The 16,521-nt window shown below is 71.8% G+C and carries 21 protein-coding genes and 1 tRNA gene; 3 read left to right on the forward strand and 19 right to left on the reverse strand.

The features are described 5' to 3' along the window. Positions 1-51: 51 nt before the first annotated feature. The 3 genes from AMK31_RS36845 to AMK31_RS36855 all read right to left on the reverse strand — a co-directional run bounded on the left by AMK31_RS36845 (position 52) and on the right by AMK31_RS36855 (position 4,014). Positions 52-858 carry a YceI family protein gene (locus tag AMK31_RS36845; RefSeq protein WP_073945114.1) on the reverse strand — a complete coding sequence of 269 codons (807 nt, stop codon included), beginning with the start codon at positions 856-858 and terminating at the stop codon, positions 52-54. Positions 859-980: 122 nt separating this feature from the next. After that, positions 981-3,476, reverse strand: a complete 2,496-nt coding sequence (locus AMK31_RS36850; protein WP_079187096.1) for an MFS transporter — start codon at positions 3,474-3,476, stop codon at positions 981-983. A 13-nt stretch (positions 3,477-3,489) separates the two neighbouring features. After that, complete coding sequence (locus AMK31_RS36855; protein ID WP_073945115.1) at positions 3,490-4,014, reverse strand: MarR family winged helix-turn-helix transcriptional regulator; 525 nt, start codon at positions 4,012-4,014, stop codon at positions 3,490-3,492. Positions 4,015-4,196: 182 nt separating this feature from the next. On the opposite strand from AMK31_RS36855, the gene AMK31_RS36860 reads away from it, so the two are divergent. Further along, positions 4,197-4,391 (forward strand): hypothetical protein, encoded by a 195-nt coding sequence (locus tag AMK31_RS36860; RefSeq protein ID WP_073945116.1) that lies wholly within the window; start codon positions 4,197-4,199, stop codon positions 4,389-4,391. An 18-nt stretch (positions 4,392-4,409) separates the two neighbouring features. On the opposite strand, the gene AMK31_RS41910 is transcribed toward AMK31_RS36860, so the two are convergent. The 9 genes from AMK31_RS41910 to AMK31_RS36905 all read right to left on the reverse strand — a co-directional run bounded on the left by AMK31_RS41910 (position 4,410) and on the right by AMK31_RS36905 (position 10,070). Next, positions 4,410-4,652 (reverse strand): hypothetical protein, encoded by a 243-nt coding sequence (locus AMK31_RS41910; RefSeq protein ID WP_241842853.1) that lies wholly within the window; start codon positions 4,650-4,652, stop codon positions 4,410-4,412. Positions 4,653-5,281: 629 nt separating this feature from the next. After that, on the reverse strand, positions 5,282-6,178 hold the full coding sequence (locus AMK31_RS36870) for an RNA polymerase sigma factor SigF (protein ID WP_073945118.1): 897 nt from the start codon (positions 6,176-6,178) through the stop codon (positions 5,282-5,284). 356 nt (positions 6,179-6,534) lie between these two features. After that, entirely contained in the window at positions 6,535-7,380 is an 846-nt protein-coding gene (locus AMK31_RS36875) for an RNA polymerase sigma factor SigF (protein ID WP_073945119.1), read from the reverse strand. A gap of 152 nt (positions 7,381-7,532) precedes the next feature. Then, positions 7,533-7,826, reverse strand: a complete 294-nt coding sequence (locus tag AMK31_RS36880) for a Dabb family protein (RefSeq protein ID WP_073945120.1) — start codon at positions 7,824-7,826, stop codon at positions 7,533-7,535. Then, the gene (locus tag AMK31_RS36885; RefSeq protein WP_073945121.1) at positions 7,823-8,002 is read right to left on the reverse strand and encodes a hypothetical protein; all 180 of its coding nucleotides are present in this window, start codon (positions 8,000-8,002) and stop codon (positions 7,823-7,825) included. The genes AMK31_RS36880 and AMK31_RS36885 overlap by 4 nt, the downstream gene beginning before the upstream one ends. 388 nt (positions 8,003-8,390) lie before the next feature. Next, positions 8,391-8,475, reverse strand: a tRNA-Ser gene (locus AMK31_RS36890). Between the two features lie 71 nt (positions 8,476-8,546). Further along, positions 8,547-8,978, reverse strand: a complete 432-nt coding sequence (tadA, locus tag AMK31_RS36895; protein WP_079187098.1) for a tRNA adenosine(34) deaminase TadA — start codon at positions 8,976-8,978, stop codon at positions 8,547-8,549. Positions 8,979-9,034: 56 nt separating this feature from the next. Next, positions 9,035-9,574, reverse strand: a complete 540-nt coding sequence (locus AMK31_RS36900; RefSeq protein ID WP_073945123.1) for a tRNA adenosine deaminase-associated protein — start codon at positions 9,572-9,574, stop codon at positions 9,035-9,037. A gap of 301 nt (positions 9,575-9,875) precedes the next feature. Next, a complete protein-coding gene (locus AMK31_RS36905; protein WP_073945183.1) occupies positions 9,876-10,070 on the reverse strand; it encodes a hypothetical protein in 195 nt (64 codons plus the stop codon). 135 nt (positions 10,071-10,205) lie between these two features. On the opposite strand from AMK31_RS36905, the gene upp reads away from it, so the two are divergent. Beyond that, entirely contained in the window at positions 10,206-10,841 is a 636-nt protein-coding gene (gene upp / locus AMK31_RS36910) for a uracil phosphoribosyltransferase (RefSeq protein ID WP_073945124.1), read from the forward strand. Positions 10,842-10,990: 149 nt separating this feature from the next. On the opposite strand, the gene AMK31_RS36915 is transcribed toward upp, so the two are convergent. Next, complete coding sequence (locus tag AMK31_RS36915) at positions 10,991-11,614, reverse strand: LytR C-terminal domain-containing protein (RefSeq protein WP_073945125.1); 624 nt, start codon at positions 11,612-11,614, stop codon at positions 10,991-10,993. 134 nt (positions 11,615-11,748) lie between these two features. Then, positions 11,749-12,045, reverse strand: coding sequence for a type II toxin-antitoxin system VapB family antitoxin (locus AMK31_RS36920; protein ID WP_004943146.1), 297 nt, complete (start codon positions 12,043-12,045; stop codon positions 11,749-11,751). A gap of 116 nt (positions 12,046-12,161) precedes the next feature. On the opposite strand from AMK31_RS36920, the gene AMK31_RS36925 reads away from it, so the two are divergent. Next, a complete protein-coding gene (locus AMK31_RS36925) occupies positions 12,162-13,757 on the forward strand; it encodes a helicase HerA-like domain-containing protein (protein ID WP_073945126.1) in 1,596 nt (531 codons plus the stop codon). Between the two features lie 24 nt (positions 13,758-13,781). Here the strand turns inward: AMK31_RS36925 and AMK31_RS42230 are convergent, their stop codons facing one another. The 5 genes from AMK31_RS42230 to AMK31_RS36945 all read right to left on the reverse strand — a co-directional run bounded on the left by AMK31_RS42230 (position 13,782) and on the right by AMK31_RS36945 (position 16,504). Beyond that, positions 13,782-13,907 carry a hypothetical protein gene (locus AMK31_RS42230; protein ID WP_274535996.1) on the reverse strand — a complete coding sequence of 42 codons (126 nt, stop codon included), beginning with the start codon at positions 13,905-13,907 and terminating at the stop codon, positions 13,782-13,784. A gap of 56 nt (positions 13,908-13,963) precedes the next feature. After that, the gene (locus AMK31_RS36930) at positions 13,964-14,284 is read right to left on the reverse strand and encodes a hypothetical protein (RefSeq protein ID WP_073945127.1); all 321 of its coding nucleotides are present in this window, start codon (positions 14,282-14,284) and stop codon (positions 13,964-13,966) included. Positions 14,285-14,365: 81 nt separating this feature from the next. Then, positions 14,366-15,031 carry an HdeD family acid-resistance protein gene (locus AMK31_RS36935; RefSeq protein ID WP_073945128.1) on the reverse strand — a complete coding sequence of 222 codons (666 nt, stop codon included), beginning with the start codon at positions 15,029-15,031 and terminating at the stop codon, positions 14,366-14,368. 85 nt (positions 15,032-15,116) lie between these two features. Then, the gene (locus AMK31_RS36940) at positions 15,117-15,710 is read right to left on the reverse strand and encodes an HhH-GPD-type base excision DNA repair protein (RefSeq protein WP_073945129.1); all 594 of its coding nucleotides are present in this window, start codon (positions 15,708-15,710) and stop codon (positions 15,117-15,119) included. Positions 15,711-15,781: 71 nt separating this feature from the next. Beyond that, positions 15,782-16,504, reverse strand: a complete 723-nt coding sequence (locus tag AMK31_RS36945; protein WP_073945130.1) for a siderophore-interacting protein — start codon at positions 16,502-16,504, stop codon at positions 15,782-15,784. Positions 16,505-16,521: the final 17 nt, after the last annotated feature.

Consider the following 16,521-nt stretch of genomic DNA (forward strand, 5'->3'; position numbering starts at 1 on the left):
GCACGGCACCAGACGCCGCTCCCTGATCCGGCCTGATCGACGAGACACCCCCTAGCCCTGAACCGCCTGGATGTCGAGTTCCACCCGCAGGGTCGTGCCGATGGCGGCGATGCCCGCCTGCACGACCTGGTTGTAGTGCATGGCGAAGTCGTCGCGCCGCAGCTCGGTCGTCGCCCGGAACGCGGCGCGGGTGCCGCCCCACGGGTCGGCGCCGGTGCCGAGGTAGGAGAGGTCCAGGTCGACGGGGCGTACGACGCCGTGCAGGCCCAGCTCGCCGTGGACCGTCCAGCGGTCGGGGCCGGCCTCGGTGAGGCCCGCCGACCGGTAGGTGATCTCCGGGAACCGCTCGACGTCCAGGAAGTCCGCCGACTTCAGATGCGTGTCGCGCATGCCGTTGCCGGTGTCGATGGACGCGGCCCGGATGACGGCCTCCACCCGCGACTTGGCGACGTCGTCCGGCGCGATCTCGATCACCCCGCCGAACTCGGTGAACCGCCCGTGCACGCTGGAGATCCCCAGGTGCTGGGCGACGGCGGCGACGCTGGAGTGCGCCGGATCGATCGTCCAGGGCCCCGGCGGCGGCAGCTCCGAGCCACCGCCCTGCCGGGCCAGCGTCACCGTGCCGACCTCGGCGCGTCCGCTCGCGGTGACGATCGCGCTGGCGGCGTGCGGCGCGTACCCGACGGCGGTGACGATCACGGTGTACGCCCCGGGCGCCAGCCCGGTCGTGTCCCGTACGGCCCCCTCCGCGTCCGCCTCGGCGCGCAGCACCTGCGTACCGGTCATGTCGGTCAGCGTGACGACCGCGTGCGACACGGCCCATCCGTCCCGGGTACGGATCCTCGCGGTCAGTCCCATGTCCCTACGTCCTTCGAAGCTTTCTCGCCGAGTCGTTCGGCCTGGATGTGAACGGCCTGGAGGTGAACCGGCCCGTGGCGCGCACCTCCGCTCGGAGCGCGCGCCACGGGCCGGGGTCCGGACTACTCGCCGGGGTGGGCGAGCCGGATGTCGTGGTCGTCGACGCCCGCGCCGGCGACCGTCAGCGCGGTCGCCACCGGCGGGTAACCCGTCGCGATGACCGTGTACTCGCCGCCGTCCAGGTCGGTGAAGGCGTACGCTCCGTCCGTCCCGGTGGTGGCCGAGCCGACCACGTTGCCCGCCGCGTCCACCAGCGTCACGCGGGCGTCCGCGAGCGGACCGTGCGGCGCGTGCACCACGCCCTGCACCCGGGCGCCGGCGTCCAGGTCGATCTCGACCCGGGTGACCCCGGTGCCGCCCACCTCGACGGGCAGGGCGCGCGGCCGGTACCCGGCGGCGTTCACCGCGATCGTCACCGGACCGGGCACCAGCTCGGCGAAGCCGAACTCGCCCTGCTCCCCGGTGGCCGCGCCGGCCAGCAGATCACCGCGCACGTCGGTGACGACGACCATCGCGTCCTTCACCGGCAGCCCGCCGTCGGCGGCCCGCACCACACCGCTCAGCCCGCTGGTGCCGCTGAGCAGGATGTCGTACGACAGCGGCTCGTCGTTCACCACGATCGTGGACGCCTGCGGCTGGAACCCGTCGGCGGAGGCGATCAGCACGTACGAGCCCGCGCCCGGCGCGTCCAGGGCGTAGGAGCCGTCGGCCTGGGTGACCGACCGGCCCAGCTGCCGCCCGGACAGCGAGATCAGCGTGACCGCGGCCTGCGGGACCGGTGCGCTCTCGGCGCCGCGGACGTGGCCGCGGACCGGGATGCCGCCGGTGGTGTCGGCGGGGACGGTCACCGCCCAGCTCGGGACCTGCTCCTCGGCGGTCGCGGCCGTGGCGGCCGGGACCGTGGCGGCCGGGGCCTCGGCCCGCGCCTGGGCCTGCGCCGGAGCGTCCGCCTCCGCGGCCTGGGCCAGCGCGCCGGACGTCCGCAGCGGGACCTCCTTGATGAACAGGGTCACCAGGAACGCGACGAGGGCGACCGGGGTGACGTACAGGAAGACGTCGGCGATGCCGTGCCCGTAGGCGCTCTCCAGCCAGGTGCGGATGGGGGCGGGCAGCAGGTCCATGTCGGGCAGCTGCCCGGAACCCATGGCCTTGGCGGCACCGGCCTGCTGCTCGGGGGTGAGGGTGCCGATGGTGTCCTCGGCGTAGTGGGTGATCCGGGTCGACATCACCGAGCCCAGTGCGGAGACGCCCACCGCGCCGCCGAGGGACCGGAAGAAGGTGACGACCGAGCTGGCGGCGCCCAGCTCGTGCGGGGCGACCTGGTTCTGCGTGGACAGCACGAGGTTCTGCATCATCATGCCGACGCCGAGACCCATGACCGCCATGTAGACGCCGATCTTCCAGTAGTCGGTGTCGTAGCGCATGGTGCCGAGCAGACCCAGACCGGCCGTCAGCAGCAGACCACCGCTGACCAGCCAGGCCTTCCACTTGCCGGTCTTGGTGATGATCAGACCGGAGACGGTGGAGGAGACGAACAGACCGGCGATCATCGGGATCGTCATGACACCGGACATCGTCGGGGACTTGTCCCGGGCCAGCTGGAAGTACTGGCTGAAGAACACGGTGCCCGCGAACATCGCGATACCGACGAACAGCGACGCGACCGAGGCCAGCGTGATGGTGCGGTTGCGGAACAGGTGCAGCGGGATGATCGGCTCGGCGGCCTTCGTCTCGACGAACAGGAAGACGAGGGCGAGCAGGAGCGCGCCGCCGACCATCGTGTACGTCTGCCACGACAGCCACTCGTACTTGTCGTCGGCGAAGGTCACCCAGATGAGCAGCAGGCAGACCGCGGCGGTGATGAAGAAGGCGCCGGCCCAGTCGACCTTCACCTTGCGCTTGCTCTCCGGCAGGTGCAGCGTCTTCTGCAGCACCACCAGCGCGATCAGCGCGAACGGCACACCGACGTACAGGCACCAGCGCCAGCCCAGCCAGTCGGTGTCGGTGATGACACCGCCGACCAGCGGACCGCCGACCGTCGCGACCGCGAACGTCGCGCCCAGGTAGCCGGAGTAGCGGCCACGCTCACGCGGGGAGATCATCGCGGCCATGATGATCTGGGCGAGGGCCGTCAGACCGCCCGCGCCGAGACCCTGGATGACCCGGGCGCCGATCAGCATCCCGCTGTTCTGCGACAGACCGGCGACGACCGAGCCGACGATGTAGATCAGCAGGGCTATCTGCACCAGCGCCTTCTTGCTGACCAGGTCGGCCAGCTTGCCCCAGAGCGGGGTGGAGGCGGTCATCGACAGCAGCGCGGCGGTGACGACCCAGGTGTACGCGCTCTGTCCGCCGCCGAGGTCCTGAATGATCTCGGGCAGGGCGTTGGAGACGATCGTGGAGGACAGGATGGCGGCGAACATGCCGAGCAGCAGCCCGGAGAGCGCCTCCATGATCTGCCGGTGGGACATGGATGCGCCGCCGGCGGAGTGGGCGCCGTGGGCGCCTCCGCCGTGCTTGGCGTGAGCCCGCACACCGGCTGGTGTGGTCGTTGCCATGGGCTTCCTTTACTTACGTCGCTGATGCGGGTGTACGGGTGGTGGGGGCCGTGCGCTGCTCGGCCTCCGGCGGTGCGGGGGGCCGCACCGGCGGCCGGGGCGGAGCGGCCCGGCAGTCGTCGAAGCTCGCCCGCAGCCGGGCCATGAGCTGGATGAGCCGGCCGACGTCGTCGTCGGACCAGTCGCTCAGCCGCTCGGCGAGCAGCCGGGTGGTCCGTTCGGACAGTTCGTCCAGCTGGGCTTCCCCGGCCGGGGTGAGGTGCAGGATGCGGGAGCGCTTGTCCGCCGGGTCGGGGGACCGCTGGATCCAGCCGCGCTCGGCGAGGTGCGTGACATGGCGGCTGGTGACCGACATGTCCACGCTCAGCAGCTCGGCGAGTCTGCTCATACGCATCTCGCCGTGCCGGCCGAGCAGCGTCAGTACGGCAGCGGAGCCGGCGGGGCAGTCGGACGGCAGGATCCGCCCCATCTCCCGCTTCACGGCCCCGAAAGCACTGAACTGACGCACGAGCTCCTCGTACTGCGCCTGCTCGGCCATGTGGCATCTCCCGCTTCTTTGTTGCTTAGAGCAACCATAGGAATGGATGGTTGCCGCAGGCAAACTAAAACGGGCATGCGGGGCATAAAAACTTGGCAAAGGCAAGTATTGGCGGGTGTAAAGACGCAGGTCGCAGAGCCGGCCTTGGGCCGGACCCGGTGTCTTCGCTAGGGTCTCGGGACATGGCCAACACCCAGAACCCGCAGGGCAACCACGACCCCGCAGGCAGCACCCAGATGTTCCGCGCGTTCGTCGACGAGGCGCCCCAGACCCGGCAGCAGCCGTCCGCCCCGGCGGGCCCCCGTATCGGTCTGATCGTCGGCGTCGTCGTCGCCGTGGCGATCGTCGCCGCCGTCGCCTGGCTGGCGCTGAAGTAAAGGCGCGCCGCCGCGCCCTCACTCCCCCTGGACGGACACGTCCCGCGTCTCGATGTGCATGCCGAGCGGCACTCTCCAGGCGTCGACGCACACCGTCCAGGCCCGTTCCTTCCGCGTGCCGGCCTCGATCGGCACCGGGAGCTCCTCGGTGCTCTCCACGGTGCCCCAGTCGACCCCCAGTGCGCCGATGACGTGCGTCCCGAAGGTCACCGTGCCGTCGCGCACCGCCGTACCGCCGGTGTTCCGGAAGGCGACGGTCACCTCCTCGCACCACCGCTTGTCCGTCCCGTCCCGCGCGACGACCGCGGCGCTCAGCTCGGCGGGTGCGGGAGGGGGTGGCGCAGGGGCCGGGGGCGATGACGTGGGCGTCGGTCCCGGTGCCGGCCCCGGTGCCGGTCCGGGTGCCGGCCGCGCGGTCCGGGGCGGCGCCGGCGGTGGTGAACCTTCCGGCCGCGGCTCCGGCCCCGAGTCCCGCTCCGGTGACGTACTCGGACCGTCCCCCTGATCAGACCTCGCCGCTGACGCCCCCGACGCTCCGTCAGGGCCGGGCCCGGGTGCCGTGGCGCCGGACGAGGCGTCCCCGCCCCCGTCGAGCGGCACCAGCCGCACCCCCTCCGTCGGCCTCACCCCCGTGGAGCTCCCGCCTCCGGGGCCGCCCCCGGCCGCGCCAACAGCCACGCGCCCTTCACGCGTCCCGTCACCACCGCACGCGCCCAGGATCACGCCCAGGCACACGACGGCCGCCGATGCGCCGGTCAGGGCGCCTCGGCGGCCACGAGTCCATGTCGTTCGAAGCGATGCCCGAAGCATCGGGCCATGGTGACTGACGCCGCGTCAGATCAGAACGGTCGATCGAGAACCGTCGATCGAGAACCGTCGGTCGAGAACCGTCAGTCCGAGATGAGCCCTTCCCTCAGCTGCGCCAGCGTGCGCGTCAGCAGGCGGGACACATGCATCTGGGAGATGCCGACCTCCTCGCCGATCTGCGACTGGGTCATATTGGCGAAGAAGCGCAGCATGATGATGCGGCGCTCGCGGGGCGGCAGCTTGGCCAGCAGGGGCTTCAGGGACTCGCGGTACTCCACGCCCTCCAGCGCCGAGTCCTCGTAGCCGAGCCGGTCGGCCAGGGAGCCCTCGCCGCCGTCGTCCTCGGGGGCCGGTGAGTCGAGGGAGGAGGCGGTGTACGCGTTGCCGACCGCGAGGCCGTCGACCACGTCGTCCTCGGACACGCCGAGCACGGTGGCGAGTTCGCCGACCGTGGGGGAGCGGTCCAGCTTCTGGGAGAGCTCGTCGCTGGCCTTGGTCAGGGCCAGGCGCAGTTCCTGGAGCCGGCGCGGCACGCGCACCGACCACGACGTGTCGCGGAAGAACCGCTTGATCTCACCGACGACGGTCGGCATCGCGAACGTCGGGAACTCCACGCCCCGTTCGCAGTCGAACCGGTCGATGGCCTTGATCAGGCCGATGGTGCCGACCTGGACGATGTCCTCCATCGGCTCGTTGCGGGAGCGGAACCGGGCGGCCGCGTAGCGCACGAGGGGGAGGTTGAGCTCGATCAGGGTGTCCCGGACGTAGGCGCGCTCGGGGCTGTCCTCGTCGAGTGCGGCGAGCCGCAGGAACAGGGAGCGGGACAGGGTGCGGGTGTCGATGGCCTCCGGCGCCGTCGGGATGGCCGGGGCCGGCACGGCCTCGAGCGCCGTAACGTCGTCGAGCACGTCGGGCTCGACGGTCGCTGCCTCGCTCTTCGTGAGCGTGAGCACCTTCGAGCTGCCCTGGTCTGCGGACATGCCACCCCCTTTGGGTCGCGGGACGGTCGCGGCGGACGCTCCCACCGGGGAACGCAGCCTTCACCTGAATACCGGAGCCGGGGCACCGGCAAACGCGCTTCCCGCAGAATGTCACATGTCGGCAACACGCTGTAGTGACATGTCGACATGCAAGACGCGAATCCGCCCTGGAAACAAGGGGTCTGACGGGCTTTCGGCGCCGTTTCACCGGCAACGGCCCAGGTGAGCGATTCGCCCGCCACGGTGACCGATGGATCAGGTTTTCGGTTGTGCGCCGGTTCGATTCAGCAGGCCCGCAAACGGCTCCATACGGGCGTCACGCGCGTCCCAGGTCTCTCAGGCCTCTCCGGGCCTCTTCAGGCCTCGATGCGGTTCGCCGACCGCAGCCGCTGGAAGCTGCGCGCCAGCAGCCGGGACACGTGCATCTGGGAGACGCCGAGCTCCGCGCTGATCTGCGACTGGGTGAGGTTGCTGTAGTAGCGCAGGAGAAGGATGCGCTGTTCGCGTTCCGGAAGTTGCACCAGCAAGTGCCGGACGAGGTCCCGGTGCTCCACGCCGTCCAGGGCGGGATCCTCGTACCCGAGCCGGTCGAGGAGGCCCGGCAGTCCGTCGCCCTCCTGGGCCGCCTCCAGCGAGGTGGCGTGGTACGACCGCCCGGCCTCGATGCAGGACAGCACCTCGTCCTCGGTGATCCGCAGCCGCTCGGCGATCTCGGCGGTCGTCGGGGAGCGGCCGAAGGCCGTGGTCAGGTCCTCGGTGGCGCTGTTGACCTGCACCCACAGCTCGTGCAGCCGGCGCGGTACGTGGACGGTGCGCACGTTGTCGCGGAAGTACCGCTTGATCTCGCCGACCACGGTCGGCATCGCGAAGGTCGGGAACTGCACTCCCCGGTCCGGGTCGAAGCGGTCGATGGCGTTGATGAGCCCGATGGTGCCGACCTGGACGACGTCCTCCATGGGTTCGTTGCGGGAGCGGAAGCGGGCGGCCGCGTAACGGACGAGTGGCAGGTTGGCCTCGATCAGCGCCCCGCGCACCCGGTCGTGCTCCGGCGTGCCCGGCTCTAGCTCCTTGAGCTGGGCGAAGAGCACCTGGGTGAGGGCCCGGGTGTCGGCACCGCGGCTGCGCGGTGCGGCTTCCTGGGGCGGCGCAGTACTGGCCGACACGGTCAACGCCACCTCTTCATCGGTCAACTCATCCGTCAACTCATCCGTCAAAAGCGGTCATAGCATCACAAGACATGTGCACTGTGTGCAAGCACCCCATAACACCGTGTTGGGGGATGAGTTGGGGCATATGGCAGCGAAAAGCCCCCCGCCTGGACGGCGGAGGGCTCGGCCGGGAAGGGGCTCGCGGCTCAGTACTCGTAGTCCGCGATCACCCAGGTGGCGAACTCCTTCCAGAGCGCCACGCCCGCCTGGTGCTCCGGGTGCTCCACGTACCGGCGCAGCGCGTCGGCGTCGTCGAAGCCCGAGTTGATGGCGAAGTCGTAGGCGATGGGCCGGTCGCTGAGGTTCCAGCCCAGCTCCCAGAAGCGGATCTCCGGGATCTTGCCGTCGAGGGCGCGGAACGCCTCGACTCCCTTCACCACACGCGGGTCGTCGCGGTCGACACCCTCGTGGAGCTTGAAGAGGACCAGGTGGCGGATCATGACTTTCCTCCGTTGGCGACCCACGTCGCGAAGTCGCCGAGGGCCTTGGCGGCGTCCGAAATGCCTTCGAAGCCTATCTGCACGTAGTCGGCGGCCTTGGCCGGGTCCGTGATGATCACGTACAGGACGAAGACCACGACCAGATAGACGGCGATCTTCTTGGCGTTCACCGCCACCGCGGCCTCCCCTGTGACTGCCGTGCCCCGAGGGGCCCCTGTTGCCGGCGGTGAGTGTAACTGCCACCCCGTCACTCACATCGTATTTAAGGACTTACGGCCCTGATGTAGGGGCCCTTCGCCGGTCCGCGGGCCGGGCCGGCGGCGCAGGATGGAGCTGTGCCCCGCCGGATCCGGCAGGAGACCGCGGGGAACCGGGACCGACCCCTCTGCGGGGTACGCCGCGCTGCCTCCCCGTGGACGCGGCGTACTGCGGGTCGGCCCCCAGCGGGGGAGGCGGCTGAATCCCCCGTAGCCGCCTCCCCCGGCCCCGGACGCGAAGAGCCTCCGGACGCGAAGAACCCCCGGACGCACAAAGGGCCCCGTCTTTCGACGGGGCCCTTCTCAGCGGTAGCGGAGGGATTTGAACCCTCGGTGACTTGCGCCACACTCGCTTTCGAGGCGAGCTCCTTCGGCCGCTCGGACACGCTACCGAGGGAGACCTTACAGCACGCCGGGCCATGCTCTGAAATCCGTTTCCCGGGAGTCCCCCGCGCACGGGGGCTCAGCGGGCGCGGAAGAAATCCGTGAGCAACCGCGCGCACTCCTCGGCGAGGACGCCCTCGACGACCTCGGGGCGGTGGTTGAGCCGCCGGTCGCGGACGACGTCCCACAGGGAGCCGGCCGCGCCCGCCTTGTCGTCCCGGGCGCCATAGACCACCCGGTCGACCCGGGACTGCACGAGGGCTCCCGCGCACATCGTGCAGGGCTCCAGCGTGACCACCAGGGTGCAGTCGGCCAGCCGCCACTCGCCGAGCCGCGCGGCGGCCCGGCGGATCGCCAGGACCTCCGCGTGCGCGGTCGGGTCGCCGGTGGCCTCGCGCTCGTTGTGCCCGGTCGCGAGGACCGTCGTGCCGTCCGGGGCGAGGAGCACCGCGCCGACCGGGACGTCTCCGCCCCGGGCGGCCTTGTGCGCCTCGGCCAGCGCGAGGCACATGGCGTCCCGCCAGCGGTCGCGCACCGGGTCCAGGGCGCCGGCACCCTCGGGGGCGGTCAGCGGACCGCCTCCAGGACGTCCGCGGCACCGAGGGCGTCGGCGATGGTGCTGAGCGCGTCGCCCTCCAGGGCCAGCAGCTCCTTCGCGTCGATCCCCAGGTCCTCCAGGAGGCCGGGGTCGCCGACCGGGCCGTGCGGCACGGCCTCGGCGGAGCCGCCGTCCTCGGCGTCGTCGTCGGCGTCGCCGTGCTCCGGCTCGCCGTCCTCGGTGCCGTCGAGGTCGAGGGCGTCCAGGTCGGCGTCGTCGTCGCCGGGCTCCCGGCCGAGCAGTTCGTCGGTGAGCAGGATCTCGCCGTAGCTGCTGCGGGCAGCGGCGGCGGCCTCCGAGACGTAGATACGAGGGTCGTCCTCGCCGTCGACCCGGACGACGCCGAACCAGGCGTCCTCCTGCTCGATCAGGACGAGCACCGTGTCCTCGTCGGGAGAGGCTTCCCGGGCCAGGTCGGCCAGATCCGACAGGGTTTCCACATCGTCGAGCTCTGTGTCGCTCGCTTCCCACCCGTCTTCGGTGCGCGCGAGCAGTGCGGCGAAGTACACCGTGACTCTCCCACTGGTCATAGGCGTGCCGGTTGGGGGTCCCCCCGGCGGAGGTTACGGGCGGGGAGTCGAGGGCTCCGAGCCCCACCCACTCGGAATCGTGGCAGAAACAAAGCGTTCAGGGGACGTCTTCGGCTCCCTGTGTCCGGCTGTTTTGATCGCACGTCCACGAACGACTCACCAGCACACTCGTTGCCGCCACCTGCGGATCGTACGCGGCTTTCGGCGCCGCCCACGCATGCCCACTCCCACAACACCGGTGCGCCGCGCGGATCTTCCGGGCGGGCCCAGGGCGGTACGGCTACCAGCGGAACGTTCGCATACGCATCGCGTGGCGCAGTCTGGCGGCCTTCGCGCGACGGGGCTGGACGCGGTCACGAAGTTCCCGGGCCTCGGCGAGTTCCCGCAGGAATCGCGCTCGCCGACGGCGGCGCTCGGCGTCGGTCTCCGGGCGCGATCCGTCGTCCGCCGGGTCGGGCGCGGGCAGGTCCGGCAGCTCAGGCACAGGCACACCTCCCAGTCCGTCCCTTCACTTTCCCCCGGACGGCGGGTTTGACGCCAGCGTGCGACGACGGAAGGGGACGGCGGGCGACGAGCGGAAGGGGACGGCGGGCGCGGTTACTGTTAGGTCATGCGTCTCCACGTCGTCGACCACCCCTTGGTCGCCCACAAGCTCACCACGCTGCGCGACCAGCGCACCGACTCCGCGACCTTCCGCCGTCTCGCCGACGAGCTGGTCACCCTGCTCGCCTACGAGGCCACGCGCGACGTGCGCACCGAGCAGGTCGACATCCAGACGCCGGTCGCCCGGACCACGGGTGTGAAGCTGGCCCGTCCGCGCCCGCTGGTGGTGCCGATCCTGCGTGCCGGGCTCGGCATGCTGGACGGCATGGTGCGGCTGCTGCCGACCGCCGAGGTGGGCTTCCTCGGCATGATCCGCAACGAGGAGACGCTGGAGGCGTCCACGTACGCCACCCGGATGCCGGAGGACCTGTCCGGCCGCCAGGTGTACGTGCTGGACCCGATGCTGGCCACGGGCGGCACCCTGGTCGCGGCGATCCAGGAGCTGATCAAGCGCGGCGCGGACGACGTGACCGCCGTGGTGCTGCTGGCCGCCCCGGAGGGCGTGGAGGTCATGGAGCGCGAGCTGGCCGGCACGCCGGTGACGGTCGTGACCGCCTCGGTCGACGAGCGCCTGAACGAGCACGGCTACATCATCCCGGGCCTCGGCGACGCGGGGGACCGGATGTACGGGGCGGCCGAGTAGGCGGCCTCTTCGGGCTCCGGGGCATATCCATCCAGGCCCCGGCCCATCGAGGCCCCGGCCCATCCAGGCCCCGGCCCATCGAGGCCCGGCCCATCTAGGCCCCGGCCTGTCCAGACCCCGGCCTATTCAGGCCCCGGTCACTCCAGGCCTCAGCAGGTCTTCTTCGGCCCCGTCGACATCGGCTCGGGCGCGCTTAGCGCGGCCAGTGCCTTGTCGGCGGCCGGCCGCGGCGCCAGGGCTTTGAACGCGTCGCCCAGCACGAGGTCGACGGTGGTGCCCTGGCGGGCGGCGTCGGTGCGGCGCTCGGCCGCCGGGAGCTGGGTGGCGAGCACCGGCAGCGAGGTGTTGAGGGCGGCGGCGGGGCCCAGCAGCATCCCGGTGCCCTTGACCTTCTTGTCGTACTCCTTCGGCGCGTTCCCCACGTCGCCGATGCGGAAGCCGCGCTTCTTCAGCTCGTCCGCGGTCTCCTTGGCGAGGCCGGTGCGCGTCGTGGCGTTGAGGACGTTCACGGTGATCGTGCCCGGCTTCGGCACCGCCGCGGGCTTGTCCGCGGCGGGTGAGGGGCTCGCCTTCTTCGCGCAGTCGGCCTTGGGCCCGGCCGCGGAGGCCTTCCCGCTGTTGCCGGTGAAGACGTCGATCAGCTGGAGCGTGCCCCAGCCGAGCATGCCGAGGACGGCGGCGGAGGCGGCGGCGAGGAACACGAGCCTGCCGCGTCGGCGGGGCCGGCGCATCCGCGGGTACTTGTCCCCCGTGATCCGGTACTGGCCGCCCATGCCTGGGGGAGTCAGCATGCTCATGGGCGCAGCGTAGTGCGCCTGGACGACGATGCCTATTAGATGATCACTCGACGCCGCGCGGGGCATCGGGAAAGAACCCGAAAGGGCCAAAGGCGGGCCCTGCGGGCGGATCAGTCCAGTTCGAGCACGCGCGCGTGCAGCACCTGGCGCTGCTGGAGTGCCGCGCGGACCGCGCGGTGCAGGCCGTCCTCCAGATAGAGGTCGCCCTGCCACTTCACGACGTGCGCGAAGAGGTCGCCGTAGAAGGTGGAGTCCTCGGCGAGCAGCGTCTCCAGGTCGAGCTGCTGCTTGGTCGTCACGAGCTGATCGAGGCGGACCGGGCGCGGCGCGACGTCCGCCCACTGCCGGGTGCTTTCCCGGCCGTGGTCGGGGTACGGCCGGCCGTTTCCGATGCGCTTGAAGATCACACGGAAAGCCTACCGGTCCTGACGTTCCGGGCGCAGCCATGAAGAGCGAGTGCGACGCTGGAAAAGATGCCGTGAATCAGGGCGAAACGGACGGGGGCTGAGAGGGAAGGCCTGACATGAGCGACCGTGAGACCCTGCCCGGCGCCACCGCGCCCGAGGCGCCCGGCGGCGCGCCCGCGCTCCCGGAGGAGGCCCTGAAGATCGCCTCCGGGTACGCCTTCGCCGGGCCCGCCCTGGACCTGGGAGCCCTGCTCTGGGGCGGCGTGTGCCTGCCCGACGCGCAGGTCCGCATCCCGCTGCCGATGCTCAACCGGCACGGCCTGGTCGCGGGCGCCACCGGCACGGGCAAGACCAAGACGCTCCAGCTGATCGCCGAGCAGCTGTCCGCGCAGGGCGTCCCGGTGTTCCTCGCCGACGTCAAGGGCGATGTCTCCGGGATCTCCGCGCCGGGCGTGGCGGGCGACAAGGTCCGCTCGCGCGCCGCCGAGGTGCACCAGCGGTGGACGGCGACCGGCTTCCCCGCCGAGTTCTACGCGCTCGGCGGCATCGGCCACGGCATCCCCGTACGGGCCACGGTCACCAGCTTCGGCCCGGTGCTGCTGTCGAAGGTGCTCGGGCTGAACCGGACCCAGGAGCAGTCCCTCGGCCTGGTCTTCCACTACGCCGACCGGAAGGGCCTGGAACTGCTCGACCTGAAGGACCTCGCGGCGGTCGTCGCCTTCCTCACCTCCGACGAGGGCAAGGCCGAGCTGAAGACCCTCGGCGGGCTGTCCCCGGCCACGGCCGGGGTGATCCTGCGCTCGCTGACCGCGTTCGAGGCGCAGGGCATGGGGGACTTCTTCGGGGAGCCTGAGTTCGACACCGCGGAGTTCCTGCGGACGGCGGAGGACGGGCGGGGCGTGGTCTCCGTCCTGGAGCTGCCCGCCGTACAGGACGAGCCGCGGCTGTTCTCCACGTTCCTGATGTGGCTGCTGGCCGATCTCTTCCACGATCTGCCCGAGGTCGGCGACGCGGACAAGCCGAAGCTGGTGTTCTTCTTCGACGAGGCGCATCTGCTGTTCGACGACGCGTCCAAGGCGTTCCTGGAGTCGATCACGCGGACCGTGCGGCTGATCCGCTCCAAGGGGGTCGGGGTCTTCTTCGTCACCCAGACCCCGAAGGACGTGCCCGCCGACGTCCTCGCCCAGCTCGGCAACCGCGTCCAGCACGCGCTGCGCGCGTTCACACCGGACGACCAGAAGGCGCTGACGGCGACGGTGCGCACCTTCCCGGACTCGGCGTACGACCTGGAGGAGCTGCTGACCGGCCTCGGCACGGGGGAGGCGGTGGTGACGGTGCTGAGCGAGAAGGGCGCGCCGACGCCGGTCGCCGCGACCCGGCTGCGGGCGCCGGAGTCCCTGATGGGCCCGGTCGAGCCGGCCGTGCTGGAGCGGGCGGTGACGGGGTCCCCGCTGTTCGAACGTTATGCACAGGCTGTGGACAGGGAGTCGGCGTACGAGAAGCTCCAGCGGCGGCCGGAGACCGAGCAGCCTGAGCAACCCGAACGGCCCGAGCCGGAATCCCGGCGGGAGAAGCGGCCGCGGGAGGAGCCGTCCGTCGTCGAGCAGGTCGTCGGCAGCGGCATGTTCAAGTCCCTGGCCCGTTCGATCGGCACCCAGATCGGCCGCGAGATCACCCGTTCCCTCTTCGGTACGGCCCGGCGGAGGCGTTAGGCCCGGCCGGACCGTACCGTCGGCTCAGCGGTCCTGCTCGTTCGGCTGGGGCTGCTGCGGCCCGGGCTTCGGCGCGTCCGGCTTCGGGGCGCTGCGCGCGGCCTCCGCGCGCACCAGGGCGCGCAGCACCGCGTAGGGATCTGCGGGCATGTCTGTGCTCCTTGTGTCGTGGTCCTGCCGACTGACCTGGGTTCGGGAAGGCCCGGTCAGCAGCGCAGGACCACGGAGCGCAGGGTGCGCAGGGTGTACGGCGGCGCGGACGGCGGGGCGGCCGGGAGGTGCCCCGGCAGGCAGCGGGCGGGGCCCGTCGCCCCGGTCCGCAGCGGCGGCCGGGGTACGGCGGCCCGCCGGGCGCTGCGCACCACCGGCCGCGGCGCCACCACCACGAGGTCCGCCTCGGCCACCTCACCGGCCGCGACCGGCATCCCGGTGGCCTCGACGTGCGAGCCCGGTATCAGCAGCGCCAGCAGCAGGACGAGCACCCGCAGCCCTGCGCGGCTGCGCGGCAGGCTCGGTGCGGCACTCACGGAAGTCGTCTCCCCGGCAGGTGTACGGCCTTCATCGCGCGGTCCCCGGGAACCGCCCGCTCGGCGTACGGTCGGCGCCGTTCACAGCTCGTGCGGGACCTGCCGGGCCCGGCCGCGGATGCGCAGGGCGGTGACGATCTCGACGGCTCCGACGGCGACCAGCCAGCAGCCGCCGACGACGGTGAGGACGACGAGCGACTCGAACGGGGAGACGATCAGGACGACTCCGGCGAGGAAGGTGACGACGCCGAGGAGGATCTGCCAGCCGCGGGCCGGCACGCCCGGGTCGGAGGCGGCGGCGATGGTCTGGGCGACGCCGCGGAACAGCCAGCCGATGCCGATCCACAGGGCGAGCAGCAGGATCGACTGCATGGGGCCGCGGAAGCAGAACAGGCCCAGCAGGATCGACACGGTGCCGCTGATGAACGCCAGCACGCGCAGCGCGGTCGTCTTGTGCGTGCCGAACGCGGAGACCAGCTGCAGGACGCCGCTGAGCAGGAGGTAGAGGCCGAAGAGGACGCCCGCGACGCGCAGTGAGGCGTCCGGCCAGACGAGGACCAGGACGCCCAGGACCAGGGACGTGATGCCGGTGAGCAGCACGATCTGCCAGGCGGCGCGGGACAGGGCGTGCAGGGGGCCCTCGAACGGCGGCTCGGGCGCGTGCCCGGCCGCCGGGGGTCTGGAGTGGTGGACCTTCCGGTCGTTGTGATCGGGCCCCCACGGGGAGCCCGACGGTGCCTCGGTCATGGTCCATGCTTGGACCGCGCGCGGACTGCCCGCCACCGGGCGCGGGCCACCCGGATGACACCGGGTCCGGGCCTCGCGGCCTGCGTTACTTCCCGGCCGCCTTGGCGGCCTTCGCCGCCGCCTTCATCTCCTGCTTGTGCGCCCGCACCTTCGCCAGCGACTCCGGGCCGGTGATGTCGGCGACGGAGCGGAACGACTTCGGCTGCCCGTAGTCCCCGGCCGCCTCCCGCCATCCCGTGGGGCGCACCCCGAGCTGCTTGCCCAGCAGGGCGAGGAAGATCTGGGCCTTCTGCTTGCCGAAGCCGGGCAGCTCCTGGAGCCGCTTCAGCAGTTCGGCGCCGCTGCCGACGTCCTTCCACACGGCCTCGGCGTCCCCGTCGTAGTGCTCGACGAGGTACTGGCACAGCTGCTGGATCCGCTTGGCCATCGAGCCCGGGTAGCGGTGCACGGCCGGCTTCTCCGACAGCACGGCGGCGAACGCCTCGGGGTCCTGGGCGGCGATGTCGTGGGCGTCCAGGTCGTCGGCGCCGAGCCGCCGGGCGATCGTCGCCGGACCCTTGAACGCCCACTCCATCGGGATCTGCTGGTCGAGCAGCATGCCGACGAGCGCGGCGAGCGGACTGCGGCCGAGCAGCGCGTCGGCGTCGGGATCCTGGGCGAGGCGGAGGGTGACGTCCATGGACCGATGATCTCGCGTCCGGCGCGGGGGCGCGCGCCCTGGGGTGTGCTGGGTGGGCGCGCGGGCGCGCGTCAGGTCGCTCGCCAGTACCCCAGCGCGTGCATCCGGTCCTTCGGAACGGACAGTTCCTTGCGGACGTACGTCGTGAGGGTGCGGGTGGTCGCGGTGTCGCAGGCGATCCAGACGTACGGGTCCGGGGCGGCCCGCAGCAGCTCGGGCAGCTCGGCCCGGACCTGTTCGGCGAGGCGGGCGCCGGCGTTCTCCCGGGGCACCGTCCGTATCTCGTGCCGGGAGGCGTCGGCACGGCTCGGGAGCCCGTCCGGCTCGCCCTCGAACCACACCGTGGCCGGGGTGGCCGCGAACTCCTGGAAGAGGGAGTTGAGCGCGGGCAGCGACGCCGGGTCGCCGATCGCGAAGACGTGCGAGGGCTCGGGCCGGGGCCGCTGGAAGCCCGTGCCCTGGACCGTCGCCTCGATGGTGTCCCCGGGCTTCGCCGCCCGCGCCCAGTCGCTGGCGCACCCCTCGTGGAGTGCGAACTCGAGGCTGAAGGTGCCGGCTTCCGGGTCGGGGTCGACGAGGGTGTAGGCCCGCTGGTGGGGCTTGCCCGCGTTCTCGAACCAGAGCCGGACCCACATGGTGGGGTGGACGCCGGTCGCGGCGAGCAGTCCGCCGTCGGTGAGGTGGAGCCGCCGGTAGTCGTCGGTGACGTCCTCCGCCCCGGTCACGGTGAGGACGAAGTCCTTCGCGCGCATCAGTTTCAGGACCGCGCCCTGCCAACCGTGCCCCTGCCCCATGGCGCTCCTCCACACGT

Origin of the sequence: Streptomyces sp. TSRI0107 (assembly GCF_001905845.1) — a bacterium.
Taxonomy (GTDB): Bacteria; Actinomycetota; Actinomycetes; order Streptomycetales; family Streptomycetaceae; genus Streptomyces.

What these genes read in the sequence shown, in the direction of transcription:
- AMK31_RS36845 (WP_073945114.1), bottom strand. Translation starts at nt 858, where the DNA reads ATGGGACTGACCGCGAGGATCCGTACCCGGGACGGATGGGCCGTGTCG.
- AMK31_RS36850 (WP_079187096.1), bottom strand. Translation starts at nt 3,476, where the DNA reads ATGGCAACGACCACACCAGCCGGTGTGCGGGCTCACGCCAAGCACGGC.
- AMK31_RS36855 (WP_073945115.1), bottom strand. Translation starts at nt 4,014, where the DNA reads ATGGCCGAGCAGGCGCAGTACGAGGAGCTCGTGCGTCAGTTCAGTGCT.
- AMK31_RS36860 (WP_073945116.1), top strand. Translation starts at nt 4,197, where the DNA reads ATGGCCAACACCCAGAACCCGCAGGGCAACCACGACCCCGCAGGCAGC.
- AMK31_RS36870 (WP_073945118.1), bottom strand. Translation starts at nt 6,178, where the DNA reads ATGTCCGCAGACCAGGGCAGCTCGAAGGTGCTCACGCTCACGAAGAGC.
- AMK31_RS36880 (WP_073945120.1), bottom strand. Translation starts at nt 7,826, where the DNA reads ATGATCCGCCACCTGGTCCTCTTCAAGCTCCACGAGGGTGTCGACCGC.
- tadA (WP_079187098.1), bottom strand. Translation starts at nt 8,978, where the DNA reads ATGTGCCTCGCGCTGGCCGAGGCGCACAAGGCCGCCCGGGGCGGAGAC.
- upp (WP_073945124.1), top strand. Translation starts at nt 10,206, where the DNA reads ATGCGTCTCCACGTCGTCGACCACCCCTTGGTCGCCCACAAGCTCACC.
- AMK31_RS36915 (WP_073945125.1), bottom strand. Translation starts at nt 11,614, where the DNA reads ATGGGCGGCCAGTACCGGATCACGGGGGACAAGTACCCGCGGATGCGC.
- AMK31_RS36925 (WP_073945126.1), top strand. Translation starts at nt 12,162, where the DNA reads ATGAGCGACCGTGAGACCCTGCCCGGCGCCACCGCGCCCGAGGCGCCC.
- AMK31_RS42230 (WP_274535996.1), bottom strand. Translation starts at nt 13,907, where the DNA reads ATGCCCGCAGATCCCTACGCGGTGCTGCGCGCCCTGGTGCGCGCGGAG.
- AMK31_RS36935 (WP_073945128.1), bottom strand. Translation starts at nt 15,031, where the DNA reads ATGACCGAGGCACCGTCGGGCTCCCCGTGGGGGCCCGATCACAACGAC.
- AMK31_RS36940 (WP_073945129.1), bottom strand. Translation starts at nt 15,710, where the DNA reads ATGGACGTCACCCTCCGCCTCGCCCAGGATCCCGACGCCGACGCGCTG.
- AMK31_RS36945 (WP_073945130.1), bottom strand. Translation starts at nt 16,504, where the DNA reads ATGGGGCAGGGGCACGGTTGGCAGGGCGCGGTCCTGAAACTGATGCGC.